Source organism: Noviherbaspirillum sp., assembly GCF_035627455.1.
GTDB lineage: Bacteria > Pseudomonadota > Gammaproteobacteria > Burkholderiales > Burkholderiaceae_D > Noviherbaspirillum.
The window spans coordinates 47,591-73,691 of record NZ_DASPLS010000029.1; the positions used below are offsets into that span (position 1 = coordinate 47,591).

The 26,101-nt window shown below is 67.1% G+C and carries 24 protein-coding genes; 20 read left to right on the forward strand and 4 right to left on the reverse strand.

The features are described from left to right. Nucleotides 1–470 precede the first annotated feature (470 nt). Nucleotides 471–770, reverse strand: coding sequence for a hypothetical protein (locus VEC01_RS05205; RefSeq protein WP_324899436.1), 300 nt, complete (start codon nt 768–770; stop codon nt 471–473). 739 nt (nt 771–1,509) lie between these two features. Here VEC01_RS05205 and VEC01_RS05210 point away from each other — a divergent pair. The 19 genes from VEC01_RS05210 to VEC01_RS05300 all read left to right on the forward strand — a co-directional run bounded on the left by VEC01_RS05210 (nt 1,510) and on the right by VEC01_RS05300 (nt 21,510). Then, complete coding sequence (locus tag VEC01_RS05210) at nt 1,510–1,740, forward strand: hypothetical protein (protein WP_324899438.1); 231 nt, start codon at nt 1,510–1,512, stop codon at nt 1,738–1,740. A 349-nt stretch (nt 1,741–2,089) separates the two neighbouring features. After that, on the forward strand, nt 2,090–3,211 hold the full coding sequence (locus tag VEC01_RS05215; protein WP_324899440.1) for a 6-bladed beta-propeller: 1,122 nt from the start codon (nt 2,090–2,092) through the stop codon (nt 3,209–3,211). A gap of 69 nt (nt 3,212–3,280) precedes the next feature. Beyond that, complete coding sequence (locus VEC01_RS05220) at nt 3,281–3,607, forward strand: hypothetical protein (RefSeq protein WP_324899442.1); 327 nt, start codon at nt 3,281–3,283, stop codon at nt 3,605–3,607. 2 nt (nt 3,608–3,609) lie between these two features. Continuing rightward, complete coding sequence (locus VEC01_RS05225; protein ID WP_324899444.1) at nt 3,610–4,935, forward strand: hypothetical protein; 1,326 nt, start codon at nt 3,610–3,612, stop codon at nt 4,933–4,935. A gap of 137 nt (nt 4,936–5,072) precedes the next feature. Further along, nucleotides 5,073–6,653, forward strand: coding sequence for a B12-binding domain-containing radical SAM protein (locus VEC01_RS05230; protein WP_324899446.1), 1,581 nt, complete (start codon nt 5,073–5,075; stop codon nt 6,651–6,653). Between the two features lie 51 nt (nt 6,654–6,704). Continuing rightward, the gene (locus VEC01_RS05235) at nt 6,705–9,329 is read left to right on the forward strand and encodes a cytochrome c3 family protein (protein WP_324899448.1); all 2,625 of its coding nucleotides are present in this window, start codon (nt 6,705–6,707) and stop codon (nt 9,327–9,329) included. A gap of 9 nt (nt 9,330–9,338) precedes the next feature. Continuing rightward, on the forward strand, nt 9,339–10,340 hold the full coding sequence (locus VEC01_RS05240; protein WP_324899450.1) for a hypothetical protein: 1,002 nt from the start codon (nt 9,339–9,341) through the stop codon (nt 10,338–10,340). Further along, nucleotides 10,337–11,143: a formylglycine-generating enzyme family protein gene (locus VEC01_RS05245; protein WP_324899452.1), complete on the forward strand. Its 807-nt coding sequence runs from the start codon at nt 10,337–10,339 to the stop codon at nt 11,141–11,143. The genes VEC01_RS05240 and VEC01_RS05245 overlap by 4 nt, the downstream gene beginning before the upstream one ends. Nucleotides 11,144–11,152: 9 nt before the next feature. After that, nucleotides 11,153–12,094: a formylglycine-generating enzyme family protein gene (locus tag VEC01_RS05250; RefSeq protein WP_324899454.1), complete on the forward strand. Its 942-nt coding sequence runs from the start codon at nt 11,153–11,155 to the stop codon at nt 12,092–12,094. An 18-nt stretch (nt 12,095–12,112) separates the two neighbouring features. Continuing rightward, complete coding sequence (locus tag VEC01_RS05255) at nt 12,113–12,913, forward strand: tetratricopeptide repeat protein (RefSeq protein WP_324899456.1); 801 nt, start codon at nt 12,113–12,115, stop codon at nt 12,911–12,913. Then, a complete protein-coding gene (gene ccsA, locus VEC01_RS05260) occupies nt 12,910–13,731 on the forward strand; it encodes a cytochrome c biogenesis protein CcsA (protein WP_324899458.1) in 822 nt (273 codons plus the stop codon). Before VEC01_RS05255 ends, ccsA begins: the two co-directional genes overlap by 4 nt. A 13-nt stretch (nt 13,732–13,744) precedes the next feature. Next, on the forward strand, nt 13,745–14,716 hold the full coding sequence (locus VEC01_RS05265; RefSeq protein WP_324899460.1) for a MoxR family ATPase: 972 nt from the start codon (nt 13,745–13,747) through the stop codon (nt 14,714–14,716). Beyond that, nucleotides 14,713–15,612, forward strand: a complete 900-nt coding sequence (locus tag VEC01_RS05270; RefSeq protein ID WP_324899462.1) for a DUF58 domain-containing protein — start codon at nt 14,713–14,715, stop codon at nt 15,610–15,612. Before VEC01_RS05265 ends, VEC01_RS05270 begins: the two co-directional genes overlap by 4 nt. After that, nucleotides 15,609–16,070 carry a DUF4381 domain-containing protein gene (locus VEC01_RS05275; RefSeq protein ID WP_324899464.1) on the forward strand — a complete coding sequence of 154 codons (462 nt, stop codon included), beginning with the start codon at nt 15,609–15,611 and terminating at the stop codon, nt 16,068–16,070. Before VEC01_RS05270 ends, VEC01_RS05275 begins: the two co-directional genes overlap by 4 nt. After that, nucleotides 16,067–16,981 (forward strand): VWA domain-containing protein, encoded by a 915-nt coding sequence (locus VEC01_RS05280; protein WP_324899466.1) that lies wholly within the window; start codon nt 16,067–16,069, stop codon nt 16,979–16,981. Before VEC01_RS05275 ends, VEC01_RS05280 begins: the two co-directional genes overlap by 4 nt. Then, nucleotides 16,978–18,405 (forward strand): VWA domain-containing protein, encoded by a 1,428-nt coding sequence (locus VEC01_RS05285; RefSeq protein ID WP_324899468.1) that lies wholly within the window; start codon nt 16,978–16,980, stop codon nt 18,403–18,405. The genes VEC01_RS05280 and VEC01_RS05285 overlap by 4 nt, the downstream gene beginning before the upstream one ends. Next, nucleotides 18,387–19,562, forward strand: coding sequence for a hypothetical protein (locus VEC01_RS05290; protein WP_324899470.1), 1,176 nt, complete (start codon nt 18,387–18,389; stop codon nt 19,560–19,562). Before VEC01_RS05285 ends, VEC01_RS05290 begins: the two co-directional genes overlap by 19 nt. 13 nt (nt 19,563–19,575) lie before the next feature. Further along, nucleotides 19,576–20,535, forward strand: a complete 960-nt coding sequence (locus tag VEC01_RS05295) for a ChaN family lipoprotein (protein WP_324899472.1) — start codon at nt 19,576–19,578, stop codon at nt 20,533–20,535. Nucleotides 20,536–20,613: 78 nt separating this feature from the next. Then, nucleotides 20,614–21,510 carry a hypothetical protein gene (locus VEC01_RS05300; RefSeq protein WP_324899474.1) on the forward strand — a complete coding sequence of 299 codons (897 nt, stop codon included), beginning with the start codon at nt 20,614–20,616 and terminating at the stop codon, nt 21,508–21,510. A 9-nt stretch (nt 21,511–21,519) separates the two neighbouring features. Here the strand turns inward: VEC01_RS05300 and VEC01_RS05305 are convergent, their stop codons facing one another. Then, complete coding sequence (locus VEC01_RS05305; RefSeq protein ID WP_324899476.1) at nt 21,520–22,398, reverse strand: DMT family transporter; 879 nt, start codon at nt 22,396–22,398, stop codon at nt 21,520–21,522. Between the two features lie 806 nt (nt 22,399–23,204). After that, nucleotides 23,205–24,134: a DUF4214 domain-containing protein gene (locus tag VEC01_RS05310; protein WP_324899478.1), complete on the reverse strand. Its 930-nt coding sequence runs from the start codon at nt 24,132–24,134 to the stop codon at nt 23,205–23,207. A gap of 220 nt (nt 24,135–24,354) precedes the next feature. Here VEC01_RS05310 and VEC01_RS05315 point away from each other — a divergent pair, with 220 nt between their 5' ends. Then, nucleotides 24,355–25,128 carry an alpha/beta hydrolase gene (locus tag VEC01_RS05315; protein ID WP_324899480.1) on the forward strand — a complete coding sequence of 258 codons (774 nt, stop codon included), beginning with the start codon at nt 24,355–24,357 and terminating at the stop codon, nt 25,126–25,128. Here the strand turns inward: VEC01_RS05315 and VEC01_RS05320 are convergent. After that, a complete protein-coding gene (locus VEC01_RS05320; protein ID WP_324899482.1) occupies nt 25,110–25,769 on the reverse strand; it encodes an energy-coupling factor ABC transporter permease in 660 nt (219 codons plus the stop codon). The genes VEC01_RS05315 and VEC01_RS05320 overlap by 19 nt on opposite strands. Nucleotides 25,770–26,101: the final 332 nt, after the last annotated feature.

A 26,101-nucleotide genomic window follows, 5' to 3' on the forward strand; every position in this document is an offset into this window, starting at 1 on the left:
TGGCTCGGCAGCGGGTCCGCCTGGACCAGTGCGAACGCTGGCCTGATGACGAACCATCACGGATTCTAGCGATCTGCAAAACCGTCTCACCTTGACCTGGATCAAGTAATTCCGGGCCTGTACGATGTCCCGGGAAACGGTTGCAAACAGCGGTTAACTCCCTTGTTTCGGGTGTTGGATTTTGGCGGTACGGAGGGTCTAGGTCAAGGGCTTGACGAACGATGTAAACAGGGTGAAGCAATAGTGGACGAAGCGCGGAATCGAATGCGTGAGCATGCGCTCACTCTGCCGTTCGGTACGCGCGATTCCGTCGCTTGTCGGCCACCGCCGGGCGCAAGCGATGGGAAGATCGCCGCGGTTGCGGCATCGAGGGATGCGGCCGTCAACCGACGCGGCGTGGCTTTTCGGCGACGAGAAATGAAAGGCGGACACGCGGCCGGCGGCGAGCGCCTTTACGCAGCATGCGTCCCCTACTCCTTCTTCCACCGGTTATGCCCCACATATTCTTCCCAGTTGATGAAGCCGTCCTTGTCCTTGTCGTACCTGCCAAAGTGTTCGGCGACGTAGGGCAGCGCCTTGGCCGCTTCTTCCGGCGCGACCCTGCCGTCCTTGTCGGCGTCGGCGCCGTCGAAGCGTTCCTGCGCCTGCTTCGCTGCCAGGCGCGCCATGTCGCCCTTGCGGCCTTGCTGGTCGAGCTTGGGGACAACGGTCTGCGCCTGCGCGCAGGTGGCGGCGGCGAGCAGGAAGAACAGCGGGATGGCGGCTTTCATCTGGATTTCCTGGAAGAACAATGACCTCATCTTAGGAGGCCGGCGCCGCCGCTTCCAGCATCTGGATCAAATCGGCAAAAAAAAACCCGCTGCCTTGCGGTAGCGGGTGAAATCCAATTCTAGGAGAGTTGGAGGAGACAGGTGAACTATAGAATAGCCCCGCACCCATGTCTGCTTTATTGTCGTGATACCAAACATCACCGCTGGTGATATCAGCCGGAAACCGCCTCAGGCAGTGCGCCGCCTACCTTCATGACCGGCTGCGCGCCGCGAAAATGGAAAAAGCCCGCTCGGCGATCTGCCAAGCGGGCTTTTTTTGTCTCCTACCTCATCCTGTGATGGATTTTTTTTGAGTCACGATCTTACACCGGGTCGGAAATATTTGGTGCATCGGCAAGAGTTCGCGTTGCAATCTTGCGAAGGCGGAAAACAAAAAAGCCCGCGAAAGCGGGCTTTTTTGGGGGAATATGAGAGTAGATTCCTGCCGCCCAATCCTATCGGTGGAGAGTGGCGGCAGTTGGCGAATCTGCTCTCGTATTCGCGCTCCGGGGAGCGCTTGGGTTGAATATAGTCACTTTCCGCGTTCCGCGCAAGAGACTTCTTTCCGGAAAGATGCTTTTTTTCAAGCGGGTAGGATACGAAATGCAAGTTTTTTGTGAAGTAACAAGGTTCCGGCTTCGCGGCGCGACATTTGGCGCGATTTCTTGTCCAAACTGCATGCGTTCTTCACGGAGCCGCCATGCCTACCTTCCTCCAGCATCGCAACATCAACATCGTGACCCTCTACAACAACGACGACGTCGCTGAATACTGCCGGCCGGGCGATATCGCGCTCAAGCAGGAAGGCGACCACTGGCGCGCCTATGACATCCAGGACGACGGACGCATCGCCGCCGCCGGCTTTCCCAGCGAGAGCTACGACAAGGCACTCGAGACCGCCAAGGCCACCGCCGAACGGCGCGCTGGCTGAAGCAGATCCATTCTCCAATTCGGGAATGAAACACACTTTTCCTGAACGGAAATTGATGTGAAATAGGAAATCCGGAAAAAGCTATTGTTGCACGTTGGCATTGCTAACCGCTCGCAGATAATTCCATTCAAACACAAAGGTTTTTATATCGGGCGGTTTCCGATTCGGTAGCGAATCGGACGACAGTGCCATTGCGTGGTGATCCGCCGCGTGGTCGCGCGCTGCCCATCGAAGAAGAGAGTCAGCATGCATCGATGGCATCACCGCGCATTTCCCCTGCCGGCCGGCTTCCGGCCCGTCGGCACCATCCTTGCCGCCAAGGCTGTGTGCACCTGACGGGCGGCCGCCGATGCCTGCCCTGCTCTCCTGGCCCTTGCTGCGCCTGCTTGCGCTGATTCCGGCTGCGCTGCTGCTGGCCGGCTGCGCAGCCTCGACGATCCGCGGCGAAATGCGCTACGACCTGCGGCCGCAGAACCAGCGTGCCGCTGTCGTGCTGCCCGTGCCGCCAGACAAGGCGCGCTATCGCTACGTCGGCGAGCTGGTCGGCGAACGGAATTTCAATGCGGCCGGCAGCACCGAGCAGACGCTGGCGAGCGCGGCGAAGTGGCTGGTCGGCATTTTCGAGAACCAGGCGCCGCTGACCCTGCAGCGCCCGCAGCAGGGCATGACCGACGACAAGGGCCGGGTGTATGTGGTCGATGCCGGCCGCAACGCGATTCTGGTGTTCGACCCGAATCCGCCGGCCGACGGCACGTCGGACAAGGATGGCGGCCAGTTGCTGGTATGGGAAACGCTCGGCCCCGGCCTTCCATTCGGCGCGCCGGCGGCGGTCGTGCTCGCATGGAACGGCGACATTGCGGTGTCCGACGTCAAGCATGGCGAAGTATTCCGGCTCAACCGCAACGGCGAGCTGGTGGCCAGGATGGGCGCCGGCCAGCTGCAGCGCCCGACCGGGCTGGCCTTCGACGCCGCGCGCGGCCTGCTGTACGTTGCCGACACCGTCGCCCACGACGTCAAGGTCTATGACGACGCCAGCCGCCTCGTCAACACCATCGGCAGCCCCGGCAGCGGCGCCGGCCAGCTGAACGCGCCGACGCACCTGGCCTTCGCCAACGGCCACCTGTATGTGACCGATACCTTCAACAACCGTGTGCAGATGCTTGATCCGGAAGGCGCGCCGCAAAAGAGCTTCGGCGAGCGCGGCCTGTACATCGGCAATTTCGCGCGGCCGAAAGGCGTGACAGTGGACCGCCACGGCCTGGTGTACGTGGTCGAGTCCTACTTCGGCCATCTGCTGGTGTTCAACCAGAATGCCGAGCTGCTGCTCGGGATCAACGGCAACGGCATGAAGGGCGACCGCTTCTTCCTGCCGTCCGGCGCCTGGAGCGACGGCAAGGACAGGATTTATCTCGCGGACATGTTCAATGGCCGCGTCGTGGTGTTCCAGTTCCTCGGCGACAAGGGCGAGTAGAGCGGAACAGGACAGGTTTATTGCAATCCGCCCGGCAGCGCGCCGGGCAAAAGAAATGGAGTGTTATCGATGAAACCCTGGCTCATCCTGATCAACGATTTTTGCCATGACTTGTTTACCGGGCTGTGGTTCGGCAGCTTCGTCACGCTGATCGTGCTGCGCAACAAGGTCGGCGACGCCGTGCTGCTGGCCGAGCTGACCCACCTGTTTACCGTGCTGTGCCTGTCTTCCCTGATCGCCATCATGCTGTCCGGGATGTTCCGCTTCTTTTACTACCGTGATTGGGACGGCAAGGACATGGCCGGAATCAAGAAGCGCCTGCTGAAGATCAAGCATGCGCTGCTCGGCGGCTCCATGCTGGGCGGCACCGGCCTCGTCATCTTCTGGGCGCTGTGAACATGGCGCCCCCACTAGACGAGGGCAGGCAGGAGCGGCTGCGGCTGGCCGAGCGCATCCAGTCGATGTTCGCCGCCGGCGTCGACGGCGATCCCGCCCCGTTCGACCGGCTCGCGCTCGACATCTTTGCGCACCAGTACCGGCACAACCTGCCCTACCGCGCCTACTGCGACGCGCTGCAGCGCACGCCGGAGAAGGTCGGCCGCTGGCAGGACATCCCGGCGTTCCCGACCGACAGCTTCAAGACCGAGCTGGTGACATCCTTCCCCTTCGATGAAGCGGTGATGGCCAACCTTACCAGCGGCACCACCGCGATCGTGCGCGGCCAGATCTTCCGCGACGAGATCGGCCGCGAGCTGGTGCTGGAAGCGAACCGCATCATGACCGGCGCCTGGCTGTTCCCGGATTTCGCGAAGGGCGAGCGCTGCCGCGTGCTGATCCTGGCGCCGAGCCCGGAAATGGCACCCTCGATGGGCATGGCGACCGGCATGGACGAGACGCGCAAGCTGTTCGGCACGCCCGACAGCCGCTTCCTGCTGTCGCACGGCGGCATCGACGTCGCCGCGCTGGTGGACGCGCTGGCGCAATCGGAAGCATCCGGCGTGCCTGTGGCGATGATCGGCTCGACCTCGGCCTTCGTGTTCTTCTTCAACGCCTGCAGGAAGCGTGGCGTGTCCTTCCACCTGCCGGCGGGCAGCCGCATCGGCGACGGCGGCGGCTACCGCGGGCGTTTCGGCGAACTGACGCAGGAGGATTACCTGCGGCTGGCGTACGAGGTGCTGGGCATCCCGGCCACGCATTGCGTGAACGTGCTGGGCATGGCGGAGAGCGCGACCGGTTATTTCGACAATACCCTGCGGCACGCGGTGAAGGGCCTGGCGCCGGCGAAACGGATGCGGCAGAACCCGCCGTGGGCGCGCACCGTGGCCGTCAGCCTCGACACGCTGGCGCCGCTGCCGCCGGGCGAAGTCGGCCTGCTGCGCCATTACGACGCGGCGAACCTGCCGACGGTGCTGGCGGTGCAGACCGACAACCTCGGCGTGTGCGACGAAGCGGGCAACTTCCAGATCGTCGGGCGCGCGCAGCGCGACGCGGCCGGCAAGGTGTCGGCGATGCCGAGCGAGCGCACGGTGGGGCCGATGGGCGACAAGCGGATCTTCCGGATGCTGGAGGCATACGTGAATTTCTCGATCCGTTTCAAGTCCGGGCTGCTGAAACCGCGCACGCCGATGGTGCCACCCGCCTGTCCCTGCGGGGAACTGGCGGACGCGGCGATTGAAGAGACAACGGAAGACGCATTGACGGCAGCGATGGCGAAACGGCCGTAGGGTGCGCTTTGCGCACCATGAACCTTCCGCCATGCAGCGGTGCGCAGAGCGCACCCTACGTGAATGCCGACAAACCGCCGGCCACGGATCGTGCGACAGCCGCACCCGGAACCGGCAACACAAGGAATGCAGAAAACATGAGCGTCATTGAACAACCGATCAGCTTCGTGCGCCGCCCGCAGCAGTCCGCCGCGCACAGGCAGGCACCGAAGAAAGTCAAACGCGTCGCGCTGATCACCGCGCCCTATCACTCCGGCGTGGTGGAATCCGCCGGCACCTGGCTCAACCTCGGTTTCGTGTACGTTGCCGGCGCGCTGCGCGAGGCCGGCTATGAAGTCGATTATTACGACGCGATGGCGCTGTGGCACGACCAGGACCAGATCCGAAAGCGCCTGGAAGACTTCAAGCCGGATGCGGTGGCGTCTTCCGCCTTCACCGCCGCGGTATTCGCCGCGATCGGCGTGCTGCGCCTGGCCAAGACCGTCAATCCCGAGATCGTCACGCTGGTCGGCAACGTGCACGCGACCTTCTGCTACGACGAGATGCTGCAGGCCGACCATGACGTGATCGACTTCGTGGTGCGCGGCGAAGGCGAGCACACGCTGGTGAACCTGCTGAATTGCCTGAACGCCGGCGACGATCCGGCCAAGGTCAACGGCCTGGCGTTCTGGCGCGACGGCGGCGTAGTGACCACGGCGGCAGCGCCGATGATCTGCGACCTCGATGCGCTGCCCACCGCCTGGGACCTGGTGGAATGGCCGATCTACAAGTACCGCGCGAAGAACGATGCGCGGCTGGCGATCGTGTCTTCCTCGCGCGGCTGCACGCAGAACTGTTCGTTCTGCTCGCAGAAGCTGTTCTGGCAGCGCGGCTGGCGTACCCGCAGCCCGGAATCCTTCGTCGCGGAGCTGGAGATGCTGCACCGGAAATACGGCGTGAAGGTGGCGATGCTGGCCGACGAGACGCCGACCATGGACCGCGCACGATGGGAACGGATCCTCGACCTGATGATCGAGCGTCAGCCCGGCGTGAAGCTCTTGATGGAAACCCGCGTGGTCGACATCGTGCGCGACGAAGACATCATGGACAAGTACCGCCTGGCCGGCGTCGAGCACATCTACGTCGGCGTCGAAGCCGGCGACCAGGCGACGCTGAACCTGTTCCGCAAGGGCACCAAGGTCGCGCAGTCGCGCAAGGCGATCGACCTGATCAACCAGGCCGATATCGTGTCGGAGACCTCGTTCGTGCTCGGCATGCCGACCGACACCAGGGAATCGATCGCGAACACCGTCGAGCTGGCCAAGATGTACGACCCGGACATGGCCTTCTTCCTGGCGATCGCGCCGTGGCCGTATGCCGACCTGTATCCGGAGCTGAAGGATTACGTGGTCACGCGCGACTACAGCAAGTACAACCTGGTGCAGCCGGTCATCAAGCCGACCGCGATGACGATCGCGGAAGTGGAAAGCGAACTGGCGATGGCATCGAAGAAGTTCTTCATGCACAAGTTCGAAAACATCGAAAAGCTCACGCCGTGGAAGCAGGAATTCATGCTGTCGGTATTCGACATCCTGATGAACCACTCCTATCTGTCGCACCAGATGAAGGACATGGCCACGCAGAGCAAGAAAATGCCGGAATCGGTACGCAACATGATCAAGAACGTGAAGGCGGCCAAGCGCGCATTGTCGAACGAACCGATCGCGCCCTTGCCGTGATGCGCGGCTCCCGATAACAACAAGACAGGGATGGAAGTGGTGGAAAACCGAATGAAGGGGAAGGAATCGCGGATCGGCCGCGCGTGGCGCATGCTGCGCGCGGCGGCCGTGCTGCTGGCCGCGGCGGCCGCCACGGCCAGTACGCCGGCACTGGCGCAGTCGTCCAACATCGCGATCACCGCGCACAACCTCTCGCGCAGCGGCCTGCCCAACAGCATCGGCAACGTGCGTGCGCCGGCCACCGGCGAGACCGAGATCTGTGCGTTCTGCCACACGCCGCACCAGTCCAGCACTTCAGTCAAGGGCCCGCTGTGGAACCGCAACTCGTCCGGCAGCACGTATACCCGCTACACCTCTTCCTCGCTCGATTCCAACACCATCATCAGCGGTTTCAACGACCAGCCGGCCGGCAGCTCGCTGCTGTGCCTGTCCTGCCACGACGGCCTGGTCGCGCTCGGCAACGTCAACGTGCTGCGCGGCGTGTCCAACGTGGCGGTCAGCCTGGACAACACCAACGCCGGCAAGATGCCGCACGGCATGGGCAGCACCACCGGCTTTACCCGCGCACTCGGCGCCGACCTGTCGAACGACCATCCGATCTCGATCACCTATGACGACCGGCTGGCGGCGCAGGACGGCGAAATGACCCGTCTGACCACGACCGCGCCGGCGCAGCGCGACACCATCAGCGGCAATATCATCGGCGTGCGCACCAGCGGCTACAAGCCCTTGCTGCCGCTGGAGCCGACCGGGCCGGGCGGCAGCGGACAGGTGCAGTGCGCGACTTGCCACGATCCGCACATCGTCGCGCAGAAGTTCCTGCGCCTGAACCGGTTCCAGGCCGCCGCGCCCGGCGCCGGCAGCTTCAACCAGGCGACCGACCAGATCTGCCTCGCCTGCCATCCGAAGCTCGGCATGGCCTGGGCGGAATCGGCGCATGCCAATCCGACGGTGGCGGACGAACCTTACAAGGACGCCGCCGCGAAGCTGCGCGAATTCCCGCCCGGCACCAAGGTCTGGCAGGCGGCCTGCCTGAACTGCCACGATACGCACACGGTGCAGGGATCGCGCCGCCTGCTGCGCGAAGGCGTCGAGAGCGGTACCGGCGGCAGCGGCGCCGGCAGCTTCCGCCTCGGCTCGATGGTGACGCCGGCCGACACCGTTTCCGGCATCGAGAATACCTGCTACCAGTGCCACGACACGGCGACTTCCACGACGCGCGCGATCGCCTCGCTCGCCGGCAGCACCGTGCCCGACATCAAGACCGATTTCGGCAAGGCGGTGCACATGCCGATCTCGACCAACGACCAGCTGCGCACCAAGCGCGAGGTGCACGACATCCTCAACGCCGACTTCATGGAGACGGCGGAAAACCTCGGCAAGAACAATTGGGACAACCGTCATGTCGAGTGCACCGACTGCCACAACCCGCACCGCGTGCGCCGCAACAGCCTGTTCACCGGCCTGTCGGCCGCCAGCGGCGAGGGCGCCAAGCGCACCCACAACGTCGGCGGTACCGCGGCCAACCGCGGCGCGGACGGCAATATCGCGTCCGGCGTGTTGCGCGGCATGTGGGGCGTGGAGCCGAACTACGGCGTGTCGACCACCTGGCCGTCGATCCCGGTGACCTATACCGTCAAGAAGGGCGATCCCGGCAACGACATGTCGACCGACAAGACGCGCACCTACCTGACGCGCGAATACCAGCTGTGCCTGAAGTGCCACTCGGATTATTCCAACGGCACGTCGCCGGCGAACTTCCCGGCGCTCGGCAACACCCTGGGCGGCACCACGGGAACCCGGGCGACGCGGAACAACATGACGCGCTACACCAACGTCGCCGCCGAGTTCGCCGCGAATGCGAACGACAGCCTGACCGGCACCGACCAGGGCGAGAACAACACCAACTCGCCGATCAAGCCGGGCGCCAGCAACGGCGCGCCGAACGGTGCGCCGAACAATCACCGCTCCTGGCATCCGGTGATCTTCCCGACCGGGCGCACGAAGGAGTCGCGCACCAACAGCACCACCAGCAACTTCACGAACATCCGCGCGCCGTTCAACACCCAGGCCAACATCGGCCGGCAAACCATGTACTGCTCCGATTGCCATGGCGATCCGACCTCCTGGATCCAAGGCAGCGGACCGGACACGACCAAGACCCAGGGTCCGCACGGCTCCACCGAACCCTTCCTGCTGAAAGGCAAGTGGGATTACAGCTATTCCATCACTTCCGCGACCGGCACCTCGCCGACGGTGTTGTGCGGGAAATGCCACGACCCGTCGGGCAGCGGCGGCTTCCAAAACGGCGAAGCCGGCCATACCTCGAATTCCAACCACACCAGTTCCGCACGCTGCATGAACTGCCATATCGCGGTGCCGCACGGCTGGAAGAACAAGGCATTCCTTGCCAACCTGAACTGCATCGGCCCGGAAGCAGGCAAGCCGGCGGGCTGCACCAATGCCGCAGTGGGCAATGCCGGCCAGCTGTGGGCGCCGCCCTACTACAACGGCGCAGTCCTGCGCGTGTTGACCTGGAACACGAGCACGAACTGGTCCGAGTTCAGTTGCGGCGCGTCGGCCGGAGAAAATACCTCCGGCCGCACCTGGATGGAATCGGCGTGCGAGGGCACCGGCAACGCGTCCAGCCAGCAACCGCCGACGGCGACATACTGAGGAACGCAAATGCAACTTGCCGCTCCACGCAACCTGGTCACGGCGCTGGCGTCGCCAAAGCTGACGGTCGCGTTCTTCGTGCTGATGGCGGCCGGCGCGCTGTGGACGGCGCAGGCGGATGGCAATGCGACGGTGGCCACGCTGCTGCCCCTGTCGCTGCTGGTGCTGAACCTGGCGGCGGCGATCGCGACCACGCCGCGCTTCCGCACCGACCTGCCGCTGCTGGCATTCCATCTCGCGCTGCTGGCCTTCGTCGCATTGATCGGCGCCGGCCGCCTGATCTATTTCGACGGCGCGACCATCCTGACTTCCGGCACCGGCTTCGAAGGCAAGCTGGTGGTCGACCGGCGTGGGCCGCTGCACCGCGACGGTCCGCTGCCGCTGCGTTTTGCCAATGGCGGCTTCACCGAGCACTTTCCGGACCGCGGCAGGTACCACGCGACCTACAACCTGGTGCGCTGGCGCGACGACGCGGGCCGCGACCGTGTCGCGGAGATCGGCGACGACCGGCCGCTGGTGCTCGACGGCTACCGGATCTACACGACCCCGCGCCGCGGCTTTTCGCCGCTGTTCCTGTGGGAAGCGGAAGGCGCGAGCAGCTACGGCACGGTGCAGCTCCCCGACAACCGCGGCTTCGAAATCGGCCCGCCGGTGGAATGGCGTCTGCCGGACGGGCGCGAAGCGTCGGTGACGCTGCAGCTTGGTGCGCAGGACGGCGAGCCGGTGCGCGGCAAGCGCGACGACCTGGGCGCAGACGACATCGCGCACCGCCTGGTGCTGCGCGTGGGGGGCAGCCGCACCGAGCTGCGTCCCGGCCAGACCGTGGAACTGGAGGGCGGCAAGCTCACCTATGTGCGGCTGGCATCCTGGATGGGTTACCGGATCGTGTATGACCCGACCGAACCGTGGCTGGCGGCGACGGTGGCGGCGGCGATCGCGACCTTGTTGTGGTTTTATGCGCGGCTGTTCCGGCAGGGTCGGAAGCGCGCGCTTATCGAAGGCGGGGAATGATGCATCGACACTATGTAGCGATGGGATTGCTGATGCTGGCAGCCGCGCACTGCGCCGTGGCGGAGACGGTCTGGATGGAGCCGGCAACCGGCATGCAGTTCGTCGAGCTGCCCAAGGGCTGTTTCAAGATGGGCACGGCGAAGCAGCTGCCGCTGCCGTCCGATACGCAGTGGGAGCGGATCGGCTACACCGGCAGCATTTCCGCCGACGAAGGACCGCAGCACGAGGTCTGCGTGGACCGCTTCTGGATCGGCAAGTTCGAGGTACGCGCCGCGGAATGGCGGATGGTAATGGACAGCGCGAACGCGCAGGCCGAAGGCAGGAACCTGCCGGCGGCCGGCATGAGCTGGGAAGAGGCGCGCGCCTTCGCCGAGCGGCTGACGGCAAGCTCGGGCGGCAAGCACAAGTTCCGCCTGCCGACCGAAGCGGAATGGGAATATGCCTGCCGCGCCAACAGCAAGGCCGAGAAGGACAAGCCGGACAGGGACGAACTCAAGAAGACGGCATGGTCCCAGTACCGCATCCACAAGCCCAACCTGGTCGGCGCCCTGCAGCCGAACGCTTTCGGCCTGCACGACATGCTGGGCAACGTCTGGGAATGGACCGCCGACAGCTATGAAGCAAATGGCTATGCGCAGCATGCGCTGTACAACCCGCGGGTGGACATGGAGACGGGCAGGCGCGTGATACGCGGCGGCAGCATCCGCACCGAGCCGGAACAGACGCGCTGCGGCAAGCGTGGCCACTACCCGGCCGCGGAAAGACTGGACACCATCGGCCTGCGCCTGGTCCGGGAACAATAGGAGTTTGCGATGCGAAAGATGATGCTGGCCCTGATGCTCTGCGTGCTCGGCGCGGGCATGCTGCAACCCGCCGCCGCGCAGCAGGACGGCTTGCCGCGCGAAGTGGTGATCAACGACGTCGAGTTCGTGCTCGTGCCCGAGGGCTGGTTCTGGTACGCGGTGCAGAACGGCGACTTCGAGGAGACCCAGAAGCTGCGCCGGGAGTGGCACCGCGACGTCAAGGTCTGGCTCGACGCTTTCTATATCGCAAAGTACGAAGCGCGCGCACGGCATTTCAAGACCTTCATGGAAACGAAGGAGGTGAAGCACCGTGCCGACTACGCCGCCGGCGACGAGCGCGGCTGCGCGGTCAGGCGCTACACCGACGGCAGCTACTACCTGCTGCACCCGGAACTCGACCTGCCGGTGACCCACCTGTCGTGGAACCTGGCCGATGAATTCACTCGCTGGATGGGCTTCCGCCTGCCGACCGAAGCCGAGTGGGTGAAGGCGGCGCGCGGCACCGATCGCCGGTTCTTCCCCTGGGGGAATGAGTACCCGGACGATACCTACGCAGGCTTCAGCGCCAGCGGCGAAGGCGGCCCCTGTGCGCCGGTGCCGGTCGGCCTGTTCGCCAACGGCAAGTCGCCTTACGGCGCCTACAACATGGCCGGCAACGTGCTCGAGTATGTGGCCGACTGGTACAACGAACAGTTCGATTTCGGCCTGAAGGACGGCGACCGCAATCCGCCGCTGGCGGCGACCGGCTCGCTCGACATGGATTTCAAGGAGCCGATGAAGATACTCAAGGGCGGGCGCTGGGGCTCCGGCGCCGGCTTCATCCATGTCTATTCGCGCACCTACTACGTCCCGTCGGAACAGTTCCGCTGCTTCGGCGTGCGCTTCGCGCTGGACGTGGCCACTGTGCGCGCGCATCTCGCCAAGGGCACGGCGACCGTGGTCGCCCCGTAAGAGCGGGAAGGCAAGGCAATGATCCCGCAAACAAAAGCGCCGAAGCGCCGCGATTACCGCCTAGCGGCGGCCGCATCGCTGATCGCGCTGGTGGCCGGCCTCGGCTACCTGGTCAAGCTGATGCCGGGCCGCGGCATCGAAGCCGACTCGCAGCCGGTGGCGGCAGCGCGCCCCGGGTTGTCCGAACTGGCGCTACAGAAAAGCCCGGCTCGCCCGGCCGTGCCGGAAGCGCCTGAACCGGCGAAAAACGAGGTGCAGAACAACCCGGAACTCGACAAGGCGCTGAAGCAGGCGAAGTCGCAGATCGCCGCAAAGAAGTACGACGACGCGATCCGCGCGCTGAACGACGTGCGCCCGCTCGCCGGCCAGTCCGCGCAAGCCTACTTGCTGCTGGGCAAGGCGCTGCAGGGCAAGGGCGACCACGCGACCGCGCGCGACTTCATCGGCCGCGCGATCGACCTCGACCCAACCTACGCCGAAGCCTACTTCGCGCACGCGGCCTCTTCCGATGCGCTGGGCGACCTCGAATCCGCGCTGGGCGGCATGCGCAGCTTCCTGCACCTGGTGAAGAACAACGACCCGTTCCGCCTGCAGGTCGCACAGGCGCGCTCGGCGATCTGGGAATGGGAATCGAAGCTGGGACGCGGCCCATGGGGGCCGACGAAGGGCATCCCGCCGGGATTCACCGAAGACCAGCTCAAGCGCGACGGCCGCGGCACCGCAATCATGATGGGCCGTCCCGAGACCATGCGTCCGGACGGCACGATGGATTTTGAAATCAAGGCGGGAGACCGCTTCCCGGAACTGTGGAAAAAATGAACCTGCTGAACATCGAACTGCTTTGCTTCTGGACCGCGCTGACCGGCTATTCCGTCGCCACCGCCATCGCGCTGTACGCGCTGGTCTTCAGGAAGCGCCCCGAGCGCACGCTGCTGGCGCTGATGGCCTGCGCCTGGCTGCTGCATACCGGGGCCATCGGCGCGCGCTGGGAACGCCTCGGGCACCTGCCTTTCATCAACATCTTCGAAATGCTGTCGGCCAACGTGTGGGGCCTGATGGCGGCCGTGGTCATCGGCTACTGGCTGCTGCCCAAGCTGCGCCACTTCGCCGCCGTCGTGCTGCCGGTGGTGATGCTGGTGATGGCCTGGATGCTGCTGGTGCCGCGCGAGGCGTCGTCGCTGCCGCCGACCTATCACACGGTCTGGCTGTTCATCCATATCGCCTTCATCAAGCTGTTCCTCGGCGCGGCCTTCATCGCGCTCGGCCTGTCGGTCATCGTGCTGCTGCGCACGGTCGGCATCGGCGCCTCGCGCTTCGCAAGCCTGCCGGACAACGACTCGCTCGACGGCACCGCCTACCGCTGCATGGCGCTGGCGCTGATCTTCGATACGCTGGGCATCGTCGCCGGCTCGATCTGGGCGCAGGACGCGTGGGGCCGCTACTGGTCGTGGGACAAGCTGGAGGTATGGTCGCTGGTCACCTGGCTGTCGATCGGACTGACGCTGCATGTGCGCCGGCCGTTCCGCACGCTGCCGCACACGAATGCGGTCCTGATCGTGGCCACCTTCGTGATTGCCTTCTTCACCTTCTTCGGCATTCCCTTCGTGTCCAAGGCGCTGCACCAGGGCATCGTGTAAACGGAGAGCGGCGATGAGCATGCATGCAGTTTTCCTCCGCCTCCAGGAACGCCTCGATGGCTCCGTGCTCGGGCAGCGGCAGCTGACCGCGCGCCTGCTGGTCGCGCTGCTGTCCGACGGCCACCTGCTGCTGGAAGGGCCGCCCGGCGTGGCCAAGACACGCGCGATCAAGGTGCTGGCGTCGCTGGTCGAAGGCAGCTTCCACCGCCTGCAGTTTACGCCCGACCTGCTGCCGGCCGACCTCACCGGCAGCGAGGTGTTCCGGCCGCAGGACGGCAGCTTCCGCTTCGAGCGCGGCCCGCTGTTCCATGAATTCGTGCTGGCCGACGAGATCAACCGCGCGCCGGCCAAGGTGCAGTCGGCGCTGCTGGAAGCGATGGCCGAGCGCCAGGTCACCATCGGCCTGGCCAGCCACCCGCTGCCGCCGCTGTTCATGGTGCTGGCGACGCAGAATCCGATCGAGCATGAAGGCACCTATCCGCTGCCGGAAGCACAGCTCGACCGCTTCCTGATGCAGGTGCAGGTCGGCTATCCCGACGCTTCGGTGGAGCGCGACATCCTCGCGCTGGCGCGCAGCGAGGCGCTTGCGGCCAGTCACGCACCTGCGGCGCCGGTGGAACCGGCCGCGACCCGCGAGCAGGTGTTCGCCGCGCGCCGCGAGGTGCTCGCTCTGCATCTGGCGCCCGACCTGGAAGACTATATCGTGCGCCTGGCGGCCGCGAGCCGCGCGCCGGAAACCTTGGACCCGGCGCTGGCCGGAAGCGTGCGCTACGGCGCCAGTCCGCGCGGCACGATCGCGCTGGAACGCTGCGCCCGCGCGCATGCCTGGCTGGCCGGACGCGACTACGTGTCGCCGGCGGACATCCAGGCGGTCGCGCCGGATGTGCTGCGCCACCGCGTGCTGCTCAGCTACGAGGCGCAGGCCGGCGGCTTGACGACCGAGCGCCTGCTCGCCACCCTGCTGCAAAAGGTGCGCGTGCCATGACTGCCGGCATCGCCGCGCCGCTGCAAGAATTGCTGGCGCTGCGCGCGCGGGTGCCGGCGCCGCAGCCTGCCGCGCATGCCTCGGGCATGCATGGCGGCCGTCATGCCGGCCGCCTCGGGCGCGGCATGGAATTCGCGGAATCGCGGCCCTACCGCGCCGGCGACGACGTGCGCCACATCGACTGGCGGCAGACCGCGCGCCACGGCCGCGCCTACACCAAGCTGTTTCGTGAAGAACATGAACGGCCGGTGCACCTGCTGGTCGACCTCGGCGCGAGCATGCGCTTCGGCACCCGCGGCGCGTTCAAGTCGGTGGTGGCGGCGCGCGCGGCGGCGCTGCTCGCATGGCAGGCGGCGGCCGCGGGCGGGCGCGTCGGCGGCCTCGTGTGCGGCGCGGTACAGCAGCAGGTGCGGCCGCAAGGCCGGGAGCGCGGCGCGCTCGCCCTGCTGCGGCAACTGGCAGCCGGTTCGCAGGCGGCGCCGCTGTGCGGTGATGGACTCGGCGCGGCGCTGACCGCCCTCGCCCGCACCCTGCGCCCGGGCAGCATCGCGGTGCTGCTGAGCGACTTCGACGGCCTCGACGAGCGGATGGCGCGCGACATCGGCGCGCTGGCGCTGCGCAACGACGTGGCGCTGGTGCATGTGCACGATGCGTTCGAGGCGGAAGCGCCGCCGCCCGGCAACTACCCGGTCAGCGACGGGCAACGCGACGCGGTGCTCGACCTGCGCGGCGCTGCCGCGCGTGCAGCCCATGCCGCGCCCTTCGCCGCCCGCCGCGCCCGGCTGGAACAGCTCGCGCGCGGTGCGCACCTGCGGCTGCTGCCGCTGGCCACGCACGAGGACGCGTCGCGCGTGCTGCAGCTGCTCCCGTCCCTGTCTTCCCTGGCGCGGTCATGAACGGCCTGGAAACCCTGCGCGACATCCACCTGCCGCCCGAGCCGCTGCTCTGGCAGACGCCGGAAGCCTGGCTGGCGGCGCTCGCGCTGGCCGGCCTGTTCGGCTGGCAGGCCAGGCGGCTGCATGCGCGCCGCCACCTGCGGGCGGCACTGTCCGCGCTCGCCGCGCTGGCGGCGCAACATGCGCGCAACGGCGATACTGCGGCGCTCGGGCGCGGCCTGTCGACGCTGCTGCGAGATTATGCGGCCGCCTGCTATCCGCAAGTGGATGTGGCGGGGCTGGCCGGCCGGGCCTGGCTCGATTTCCTCGACGCGCATGGCGGCAGCGGGGCGTTCACGGCCGGCGCCGGCGCCGTGCTCGACGTGCTGCCTTACCGGGCATCCGCTGCCGACGATGCCACCGACGTGCCGGCGCTGCTGCAGGCGGTGCGCGCCTGGCTGGAGGCGCATCCGCGATGAGCTTTGCGTGGCCCTGGATCTTCCTCGCGTTGCCGCTGCCGTGGCTGCTGCGCGCGGTGCTCGCGCCGGCCGCCGCCGGCCCGGCCTTGCGCCTGCCGCGCCTGCCCGCCATGTCCGCAATATCCACCGGTGCGGGCCGCCCGGCGCTGCCGCATGCCGTCGCCGCGCTCGCATGGCTGCTGCTGCTGGCCGCCGCCGCCCGTCCGCAGCTTCCCGGCGCGGCATTGCCTGCTACGGCGGGCGCGCGCAGCCTGATGCTGGCGTTCGACGTATCGATGAGCATGACGACCGCCGACCTGCAACAGGACGGCAAGCCGGTCGACCGGCTGCAGGCGGCACGCGGGCTTGCCGCCCGCTTTCTCGCCGGACAAGCGGGCGACCGCGCCGGCCTGGTCGTGTTCGGCTCGCAGGCTTACCTGCATACGCCGATGACCGCCGACCTGGCGGCGGTGCGCGCGGCGCTCGGCGGCGTGCAACCCGGGCTGGCTGGCCGTGAAACCGCGCTCGGCGATGCCATTGCACTCGGCGTGAAATACCTGAAGACGCAACCGCCGCAGGACCGGATGCTGGTGCTGCTGACCGACGGCGCCAATACCGCCGGCACGCTGGCGCCGCAGCGGGCGGCATGGCTGGCGCAGCGTGAGGGCGTGCGCATTCAGGTACTGGGGATAGGCGCGGCCGCCGAACTGGACGAGGCGCTGCTGCGGGACCTTGCCCGGCGCACCGGCGGCAGCTACCTGCTCGCCACCGACGGCGCGGCCGCCGCCGCATTCTTCGATGGCCTGCACGTCGCTGCGCGCGCAACGGCGCCGGGTGTGCGCGCGATGCGCGAACTCTATGCGTGGCCGCTGGCGCTGGCCTGCCTGCTCGTGCTGGCGGCAACCGCATGCATCCGGCGGGAGGCGGCATGATGTCGGCGCTGCTCTGGTTTTCCCGTCCGTGGTGGCTGCTGGCGCTGCTGCCGGTCGCGCTCGCCGCCTGGCGTTGCCTGCGTTCCCGCAGCGACAACACCGCGTGGCGCCGGGTCGTCGAGCCGCACCTGTTGCCGCACCTGCTGACGCAGACGCGTCAGGGCCGCGCCAACGCATTCCTGTTCCTGCTAGCCGCGGCGCTGGCGGTGCTGGCGCTTGCCGGTCCTGCCGGCACCGTCGCGCTGCCGCGCGATGCGACGATGCGCGACAGCGTCCGGGTGCTGGTGGTCGACCTGTCGCCGGGCGCCGCACCGCAACTGGAACGCATCCAGCACAAGCTGCATGCGCTGCTGCGCATGCTCGACGGCGGAGAGACCGCGCTGCTGGTCTACGCGGACGAACCCTACCTGGTGGTGCCGCCGAGCAGCGACGCACAGGTGGTGGCGCGCTTCATCCCCGAACTGGCGGTGGATGCGATGCCTGCCCCCGGCGACCGTCCCGAACGGGCGTTGCGCATGGCAGCGGACCTTCTTGCCCGCAACCAGGCGGCTGTACAGGACATCGTCTGGATCAGCGCCGGCAGCGCGCGCGCCGCACTCCCGGCCGGCCTGAATGGCATACGGCTTTCCGTGCTGCAGGCGGGAGCGGACGAAGATCCGGCGTTGCGCGCTGCAATCGGGCGCAGTGGTGGCATACTCGTCCGGATGCGCAATGACGATACGGACCTGATGCAACTGGCGGAAATACTGCGTTCCGGGAGCACGCGGCCGGCGGCGAAAGGCAGCGACGGCACGGACCTCGGCTACTGGTTGCTGCTGCCGCTGCTGCCGCTGGCGGCGCTGCAATTCCGGCGCGGACTGCTCGCGCTGCTGCCGCTGATTTTGTGCGCCGGCATGCTGCCGGCGCCGGCGGAAGCAGCACGTCTGGCCGACGTCGCCGCGCATCCGCTGTTCGCGCAGGGGCGGCACGAGGAAGCCGCGCGCCGCTTCGCTGATGCCCGCTGGCAGGCGGCGGCATATTACCGGGCCGGACGCTTCGGGGAAGCGGCGCGCCTGCTGGAAGGCATCGAGGAAGCCGGTGCGCTCTACAACCGCGGCAATGCGCTGGCGAAGCTGGGGCGGCTGGATCACGCGCTGGCGGCGTACGAGGCGGCGCTGGCGCTGCGTCCGGGCGACGCCGACACGGTCTACAACCGCGACCTGGTACGGCGCCTGCTCCAGCGCAACAACGGCGGCAAGGGCGGTGCCGGCGGCGGCGGTGCTGGCGGCGGCAGCGAAGCCGATGTCGATGCCGAACGGCTCGCCGCACAATGGCTGCGCGGCGTGCCGGATGATCCCGGCAGCCTGTTGCGGCGCAAGCTGCAGATCGAACACCAGCGCCGCCGCACAGGCGGCATGGAGAAACCGTGGGAGCAGCCATGGTGAAGCGCTGCTGCGCCGCGCTGCTCCTGCTGCTTGCGGCCGCGCTGCAGGCGCGCGCGCAAGACCTGCTGCTGGAAGCGGAACTCGCGCCGGCCGAGGTGTATGTGCAGGCGCAGGCGGTCTACCGCCTGCGTTTCCTGCACGCGGTCGACGTGCGCGACGTGCAGCTGGACGCGCCCGGCGTGCGCCTGGCCGACCTGCGCCCGATTGGCGACGCGCGCGTGTATGAAGCGCGGCGCGGCGACAAGCGCTACCGGGTGCATGAACGCAGCTATGCAGTGTTTCCCTTTTCCAGCGGCAAACTGGAACTCGACGGCGCGCACGCGAGCGGGCACAGCGCGTCTGGCCAGCCGCTGCGGCTGGAGGCGCCGCGCCGCGTGCTGACCGTGCTGCCGGCCGACATCGGCGCCGATGGCGCGCCCTGGCTGCCGGCGGCGTCGCTGACACTGTCCGAAGAATGGAAGACGCAGGACAACGGCGTGCACCGGCGCACCATCCGGATCGAAGCCAGCGGCGTGGAAGCGGCGGCGCTGCCGGAGCCGGCGGTCGAGGTCGACGGCATGAATGTGCTTGCCGGCATACCGGTGCTGCAGAACCGCTTCGCCGGCGAGCACAACGTTGCGCTGCGCGAACAGACCTTCGTGCTGATGCCGACGCGCGGCGGGCTGGCCAGGGTGCCCGAGCTGCAGTTGCGCTGGTGGCACACCGGCACCCGGTCCGCGGCACGCGCCAGCCTGCCCGCGCGCACCCTTTACCTCGGCGACCCCGGCGCCGCCGACTCACCGCGTGCGGAAATCGTGCCGGTAGCGCTCGGCCACCTGTGGGCGGTGGGCGCCGCCGCCGTCCTGCTGCTGGCGCTGGCGCTGCTGCGCACCCGCCGCATGCGCTACGCGCTGCGGCTGCGGCAAGCCTGCAAGGCGGGCGACCTGCAAGCGGTACGCGACGGCTTGCTCGCGCTGGCGGCGCACGCGTATGCCGACCCGCCGCGCACGCTCGGCGCGCTCGCCGACCGCCTGCCGGACGCGGCTGCGGCCGAACGCGTGCGCGCGCTGGAACGCAGCCTGTACGGCCCCGCCGCGACGCCCTGGACCCCGGCCGCGCTGGCCGCCGTCGTCGGCGACGCGCGGCGCGCCATGCGCGGCAACAAAAAACACCCATGACGGAACAAAAACAATGACGACACGCCTGCCTTCCCTTGCGAGATTCCTGCTCTGCGCCGCGCTGGCGCTGCTGCTGTCCTCCTGCATGCACCTGCGCGATCCGCATGCGCGCAGCCATCCGCTGACCGGCAAGATCTGGGATGTCGCGGCCGGCCGCTTCGTCGAGCCTTCCGCGGTGGTCGAACGGGCGCTGGCGGCGCGCTTCGTTTTGCTCGGCGAGATCCACGACAATGTCGAACAGCACCGCATCCAGGCGCGCCTGCTGGAAGCCATCGTGCAGGGCGGCAAGCGGCCGGCGCTGGTGATGGAGCAGTACGACGTCGAACAGCAGGACCAGCTGAACGGCGCGCTGCAGGGCGGCAGCACGCAGGGCGACAAGCTGCGCGTGCTGTCGGACCTGATGCGCAAGGGCTGGGACTGGCCGCTGTATGCGCCGCTGGTGACAGTCGCGGTGCAGCAGAAGCTGCCGCTGATCGCCGCCAACATGCCGCGCGAGGCGCTGCGCAAGGTGGCGCGCGAAGGCTACGGGGTGCTCGGCAGCGGCGCGGAAGCGCGGCTGGCGATCGAGCGCGTGTGGTCGCCGGAGCGGCAGCAGCAGCTGGCGCAGGAAATCGCCTTTGGCCATTGCGGCAAGGTGCCGGACCACATGCTGGAAGCGATCGCGAAGTCGCAGCGGGCGCGCGACGCAGTGATGGCCGACATGCTGCTGCTGGTGCGCAAGACCGGCGGCGTGGCGATCATCGGCCGCAACCATGCGCGGCTGGACATGGGCGTGCCGCTCTATCTCGCCGCCCGCGCACCGGACGACAAGGTGCTGTCGGTGGGCCTGATGGAGGTCGACCCGCGCACCACCGATCCCGCCGCTTACGCCATCGGCCCGCTCGGGCCGCTGCACGACTACCTCTGGTTCACCCAGCCGACGCGCCGCAAGAGCGATCCCTGCGACAGCATCCCGGCGGCGGCGAAGCGCTGAACCGGCGGCGGCATGGACATGTCCCGGCCGCCGTCTTACACTTCGGCCACGTTCATTCGAGAAAAGGCGGCACCGGACATGACACGCGCGCGAAGACCGAACTGGCACGGCCCGGCATTGCTGCTGCTCGCACTGGCCTTGCAAGCGCCGGGCGCGCAGGCCGGCCTGCTGGCGGCGGGCGAAGCGGGCCGCTTCACCTTCACGCCGCAGGGCCGCTTTGCCGACCGCCCGCTCACCGTCCACTACTACAAGCCGAAACATGCCGGTGCCGGTGCCGCGCTGCTGTTTTCCCTGCACGGCGCGGAACGCAACGGCGCGCAGGCGCGCGACATCTGGATGCGCGCCGCCGATCGCCACGGCGCCATCGTGGTCGCGCCGGAACTGGACTACCCGCGCTTTTCCGCCGACGCCTATCAGCTCGGCGGCATGCAAAGCCGCGATCCATCCGACTGGACCTTCCAGCTCATCGAGCAGCTGTTCGATGCGATCCGCCGTGAAGAGGGATTGCAGACCAGCCGCTACCTGATGTTCGGCCATTCCGCCGGCGCGCAGTTCGTGCACCGCTTCGTGCTCGCGCTGGACCACACCCGCGTGTCGACCGCGGTCGCGGCCAATGCCGGCGCCTACATGGTTCCCGCCTGGCCGGCGGCGCCGTCCGCGCCGCGCTATCCGTGGGCGCTGGACGAGCGTCTGTTCGACCGCCACAAGCTGGAAGCGGTATTCGGGCGGCGGCTGGTGGTGCTGCTCGGCGAGGAAGACACGGATGCCGGCGACGATGCGTTACCGCGTTCGCGCGAAGCGATGGCGCTCGGGCAGCACCGGTTCGAGCGCGGCAGGAACTTTTATGCGGCCGCGCAGGCGCAGGCACGTGCGCTCGGCCTGCGCTTCAACTGGCGCATCGCCACGGTGCCCGGCGTCGGACACAACGCGGCGAAGATGGGCAAGGCGGCGGAAGCCGTGCTGTTCGCGGATTGAGGGAAGCGCCTACCGGCGCCCTGGGCGCGACACCAGCGCCACCCCGGCACAGGTCACCGCGATGCCGGCTACGCTGAGCGGCGTCGGCACGACGCCGAACATGATCCATTCGAGCAGCACCGCAACCACCGGCGTGAGGAACAGCAGGCTGGTCACCTTGGCCGCATGGCCGCGCCGCATCAGCGTATGCAGCGCATTCACCGCGAGGATGGAAGCGAAGATCACCAGGAACAGAATGGACACCGTCATCTGCCAGCTCCAGCGCACGACGAATCCTTCCACCGACCACGCCAGCGGCGCCAGCACCAGCAGCGACAGCAGGAACTGGATGAGGGCCGCGCTGCGCAGGTCGACCTGCTTGCAGAAGCTGCGCTGATACAGCGTGCCGCTGGTGATCGCCGCCAGCGACACGGCGACGGCAAGCAGGCTGGCCGCGGTCACCGCCTTCACATCCACCTTGTGCCATACCACCAGCGCCACGCCCGCCAGGCCGAGCGCCACGCCGGCCCATTGCAGCGGGCCGAGCCGTTCGCCAAGGACGCGGTGCGCGAACAGCGCGGTAAACAACGGCTGGGTGCCAAGCAGCAAGGCGGTAATGCCGGCGGACATGCCGAGGTATTGCGCATAATGGCTGCCGCCAAGATTGATCGCATGCATCAGCAGGCCGGCGACGGCGACGTGGAACCATTCCCATCGGCCTTGCGGCCAGGCGGGGCGTGCGATGAGGATCCAGGGGATCAGGCAGAGGACGCCGAAGCCGTAGCGCAGCGTGAGGAAGGTGAAGGGGGGAGCGTATTGCATGCCGGTCTTGCTGGCGAGGTAGCCGGAGCCCCAGATGAGGACGAAGTACCAGGCGAGGAGGGATTCGGTTTTTGCTTTTGTTGGCATGCGGGGTGGTTTGGCGTCTGTATGCGGGTACTTTACGCGGATTCACGTTTGTTTGTTTTTTCTCTCCGGTGATTCGTTGCGGCTTATTCTCCGTCGATGCTTGCCGGGACTGGCCCCGGCGGGCCGCTCACTTTCTTTGCTTCGCCAAAGAAAGTAAGCAAAGAAAGGGGGCCGCCGAGGTGCGACCCCGATGCCGCTGCCCCTGCGGGGTTCCCAAAAAATTGGACGGCTAGGCGGGAAGCGAAATAACTCGCCCTCGCTACGCTCGGTGCTCAGACATATTTCGCTTCTTTTTCCGCCTTGCCGTCCAATTTTTTGGCAGCGTCAAAGGGGATTTCAATGCGAAACCCATCCCCACCCTGACCCTCTCTTTGAAGGGGAGGGAATATCCGGAAGCGCGCACAGCATCTGGCGTAAAAGCGTAATAGGGGGCACGAACAAGTTTGACAACGCTAATTGCACGCGCACCAGTTCCCTCCCCTTCAAGGGGAGGGCCAGGGTGGGGATGGGGGGCGCTTTTCAAATCCCCTTTGACGCTGCCAAAAAATTGGAGCGGCAGGCGGAAAGAGAAGCGCAAATGTCTGAGCCCGCAGGGCGAGTTTTTGCGCTTCCCGCCTGTCGCTCCAATTTTTTGGGCACCCCCGAAGGGGGCAGCGGCATCGGGGTCGCCTTTTTGGCCTACCTTTTTGGCGAAGCAAAAAGGTAGGTGGCCCGCCGGGGCCAGTCCCGGCAAGCCTCCACGAAGAACAAACAGAATTGAATCACCGAAGAGAGACCACAATCCCCATCCGCACCCAAGCAACGGGCTACTCTTTCCCCACCTGCCTCAAATCAAACGCCGTATCCGAAAACCCGATCAGATTCCTGGCAGTACCGGTATCACTGAATGTCACCGCCCCCGCGATCGCCATCGTCTTGGCGATCGATTCCGCCGGCGTGTTGTAGTTGATCCCCTGCTGGATCGCAAAGAACTCCGCCACCGCGACCTTGTTGTCGAGCAGCTGCGGCACCCAGCCCCAGGTGGCATCGCCGGCGAAGGTATGGGCCGAATCCAGCATCGTGCCCACCAGCTGGCCGCGCGACACGCCGGCCTTGCCCATGCGCCCGCTCCAGTACGTGACGTCGGCGTCCGGCGGCGCGGTGGCGCCGGAGCGGCCGAGCACGTTCTTGTAGATGAGCCGCACGAAATCGGCATTGCCCATGGTCGGCGAGTAGCCGGTCAGCGACGAATACTGCAGCGCGGCGGTATAGAAGCTTTCCGCCATCTGCTCGATCGTCATCCCGTTACGGTACTGGTCGATCCAGTACGCCAGCCCGTCCGCATCCGGCACGCGGTTGAAGAAGGCGACGTAGAGTTCCATCAGGCGCTTCAACGCGGCCGGCGTGACGGTCCTGGACTTGTCGCCGATGGTGAGGTTGATCGTGATGTCGGTGAACGCGAGCGCCTGCGCTTCGCTGACGGTGACCAGAGCGGTCGCGCCGCTGCGGTCGGTGATGGCGATGCCGGCGGGCAGCCGCGCCAGGCTGTAGCCGCCGCGGGTGCCGGCGACGTTGACGGTGCCGTAGGCAACCAGCGCCTGCGGCGGGGAAGCCGAACGCGGCGCCGTCAGGACAGGCGGCGGCGGCACGAGCACAGGCGGTATTGCGGCGACAGCCGGCGCGTCGCTTCCGCCGCCACCGCATCCGGCCAGCCACACGGTTGCCGCGGCGGCGGCCGCGATCGCTTTACGTTTCATCCCATTCCCGTCCTGATCGACCCAGCGTGCGGGAACAGCGGATGCTTTCCCGATACCACATCAGGCTAGAGGGACGACATCGGCGGAGCAATGATCTGAGTCAACCTTTCCCGGAAGGCAGCAGGAATCCGGTCGAGCTGCAATAATCTGCGCATCAGGAAAAGAACACGACAGAGGGCCGATTTTGGAAAACCAGCAACAACCGATTCAGTTTGCCGACGTGCCATGGAAAGACGGCAGCGTGTCGCTCGAATACCGCTGGGTCGGCAGCGCGGCGCCCGGCCTGCCGGTGGTGGTGTTCCTGCATGAGGGACTGGGTTCGATTTCAATGTGGCGCGATTTCCCGCAGCGCTTCTGTGAAGCGCACGGGCTGCGCGGGCTGGTGTTTTCCCGCTATGGCTACGGGCAGTCGACGCCGCGGCCGCGCGAGGCGCACTTGCCTGTCACCTACCTGCACGAGCAGGCCTGGGAGGCGCTGCCGGCCTTGCTGCAAGCACTCGGCGTGGCGCGGCCGTGGCTGTTCGGACACAGCGACGGCGGCTCGATCGCGCTGCTGTACGCGGCGCGCTTTCCGGACAAAGTCAGCGGCATCGTCGTGATGGCGCCGCACATCTTCGTGGAAGACATCACCATCGCCGGCATCCGCGCCGCGCGCGAGGCCTTCCTGCAGACCGACCTCAAAAGCAGGCTTGCGCGCCATCACCGCGACGCCGAGTCGGTGTTCTGGGGCTGGAACGAAGCCTGGCTGGAACCCGCGTTCCGCGACTGGAACATCGAGCGCGAGGTGGCGCAGATCCGCTGCCCGGTGCTCGCGATCCAGGGCGAAGGCGACGAATACGGGACGCTGGAGCAGATCTACGGGATCGGGCGGCTGGCGCAGCAGGCGCGCGCGCTGCCGATCGCGCACTGCGGCCATTCGCCGCAGCGCGACCAGCCGGCGGCGGTCAGCCGCGCGGCCGGCGAATTCATCAAGGCTTACTTGCCGTGCAGGTAGACGTTATCGTCGAAGGTCAGCACCCACTCCGGCCGGTACACGGTGAAGATGGTGAGCAGAAAACCGGTCAGCAAGGCTTCGCCCCAGGACAGCAGCAGCAGGTAGGCGACCGCATCGCCGCCGGCCGGCGCGGTGGCGGCCAGCGCCTGGAATGCGCCAAGTGAAAACAGGCCGATGGTCGCCAGCATCAGCATCGCGCCGAACAGGCCGTTGCCGAGCAGGTAGATGAAAATGTTATGCGGCAGGAAGCGCTCGGTCGCCCGCATCACCGCATCACCGACGTAGGACGGCACGACCGCCAGCAGGATCAGGTTGATGCCGATGTTGGCCCAGCGCGCATCGAACGCCAGCGTGTATGCCAGCACCGACAGGCTGATGCCGGTCATCGCCAGGCGCCGGCCGAACATCAGGATGAAGATCGGCATCCCGGCCAGGTGCAGCGCGGCGCCGCCGGCTACCGGAATGTTCATGTGCCACAGGAAGGGCAGCAGGATGATCGAGCAGCACCAGGCGGAAAACGCGCCGGGCGCGTTCAGCCGCTGCCAGTTCGCGCGCCGCGCATTGTGGGAGATGATCGCAAGGCCCGCGGCGCCGGCGAGCAGCGCCAGTGCGGGCGGCAATGTTTCGGAAAAGATACCCATGGCGGTCATTATAGAAAGAGAAGCGCGGCGCGCCAGTATCTCTTTGCCAATGTTTGACGCAATCGGGATGAGGGAGTTCGGCAGCAGGGTGAAGAAGCTTGGCGTCCCGCACGGCAGCAGTCCGCCCGTCGTCCCCGCGCAGGCGGGGACCCATGCCGAGCCTGCGCCGCCTCGAGAGTATCCCTGTCTACTGGCTGCCACCCGGGTCATGGGTCCCCGCCTGCGCGGGGACGACGGGGGGAAGACACGGCGGTGCCGAAGCTGGATGCCCGCATGCCGCACGAAGTGATTTTCCCAACTGGAAAACAAAACGGGGCGGCCCTGGCGGCGCC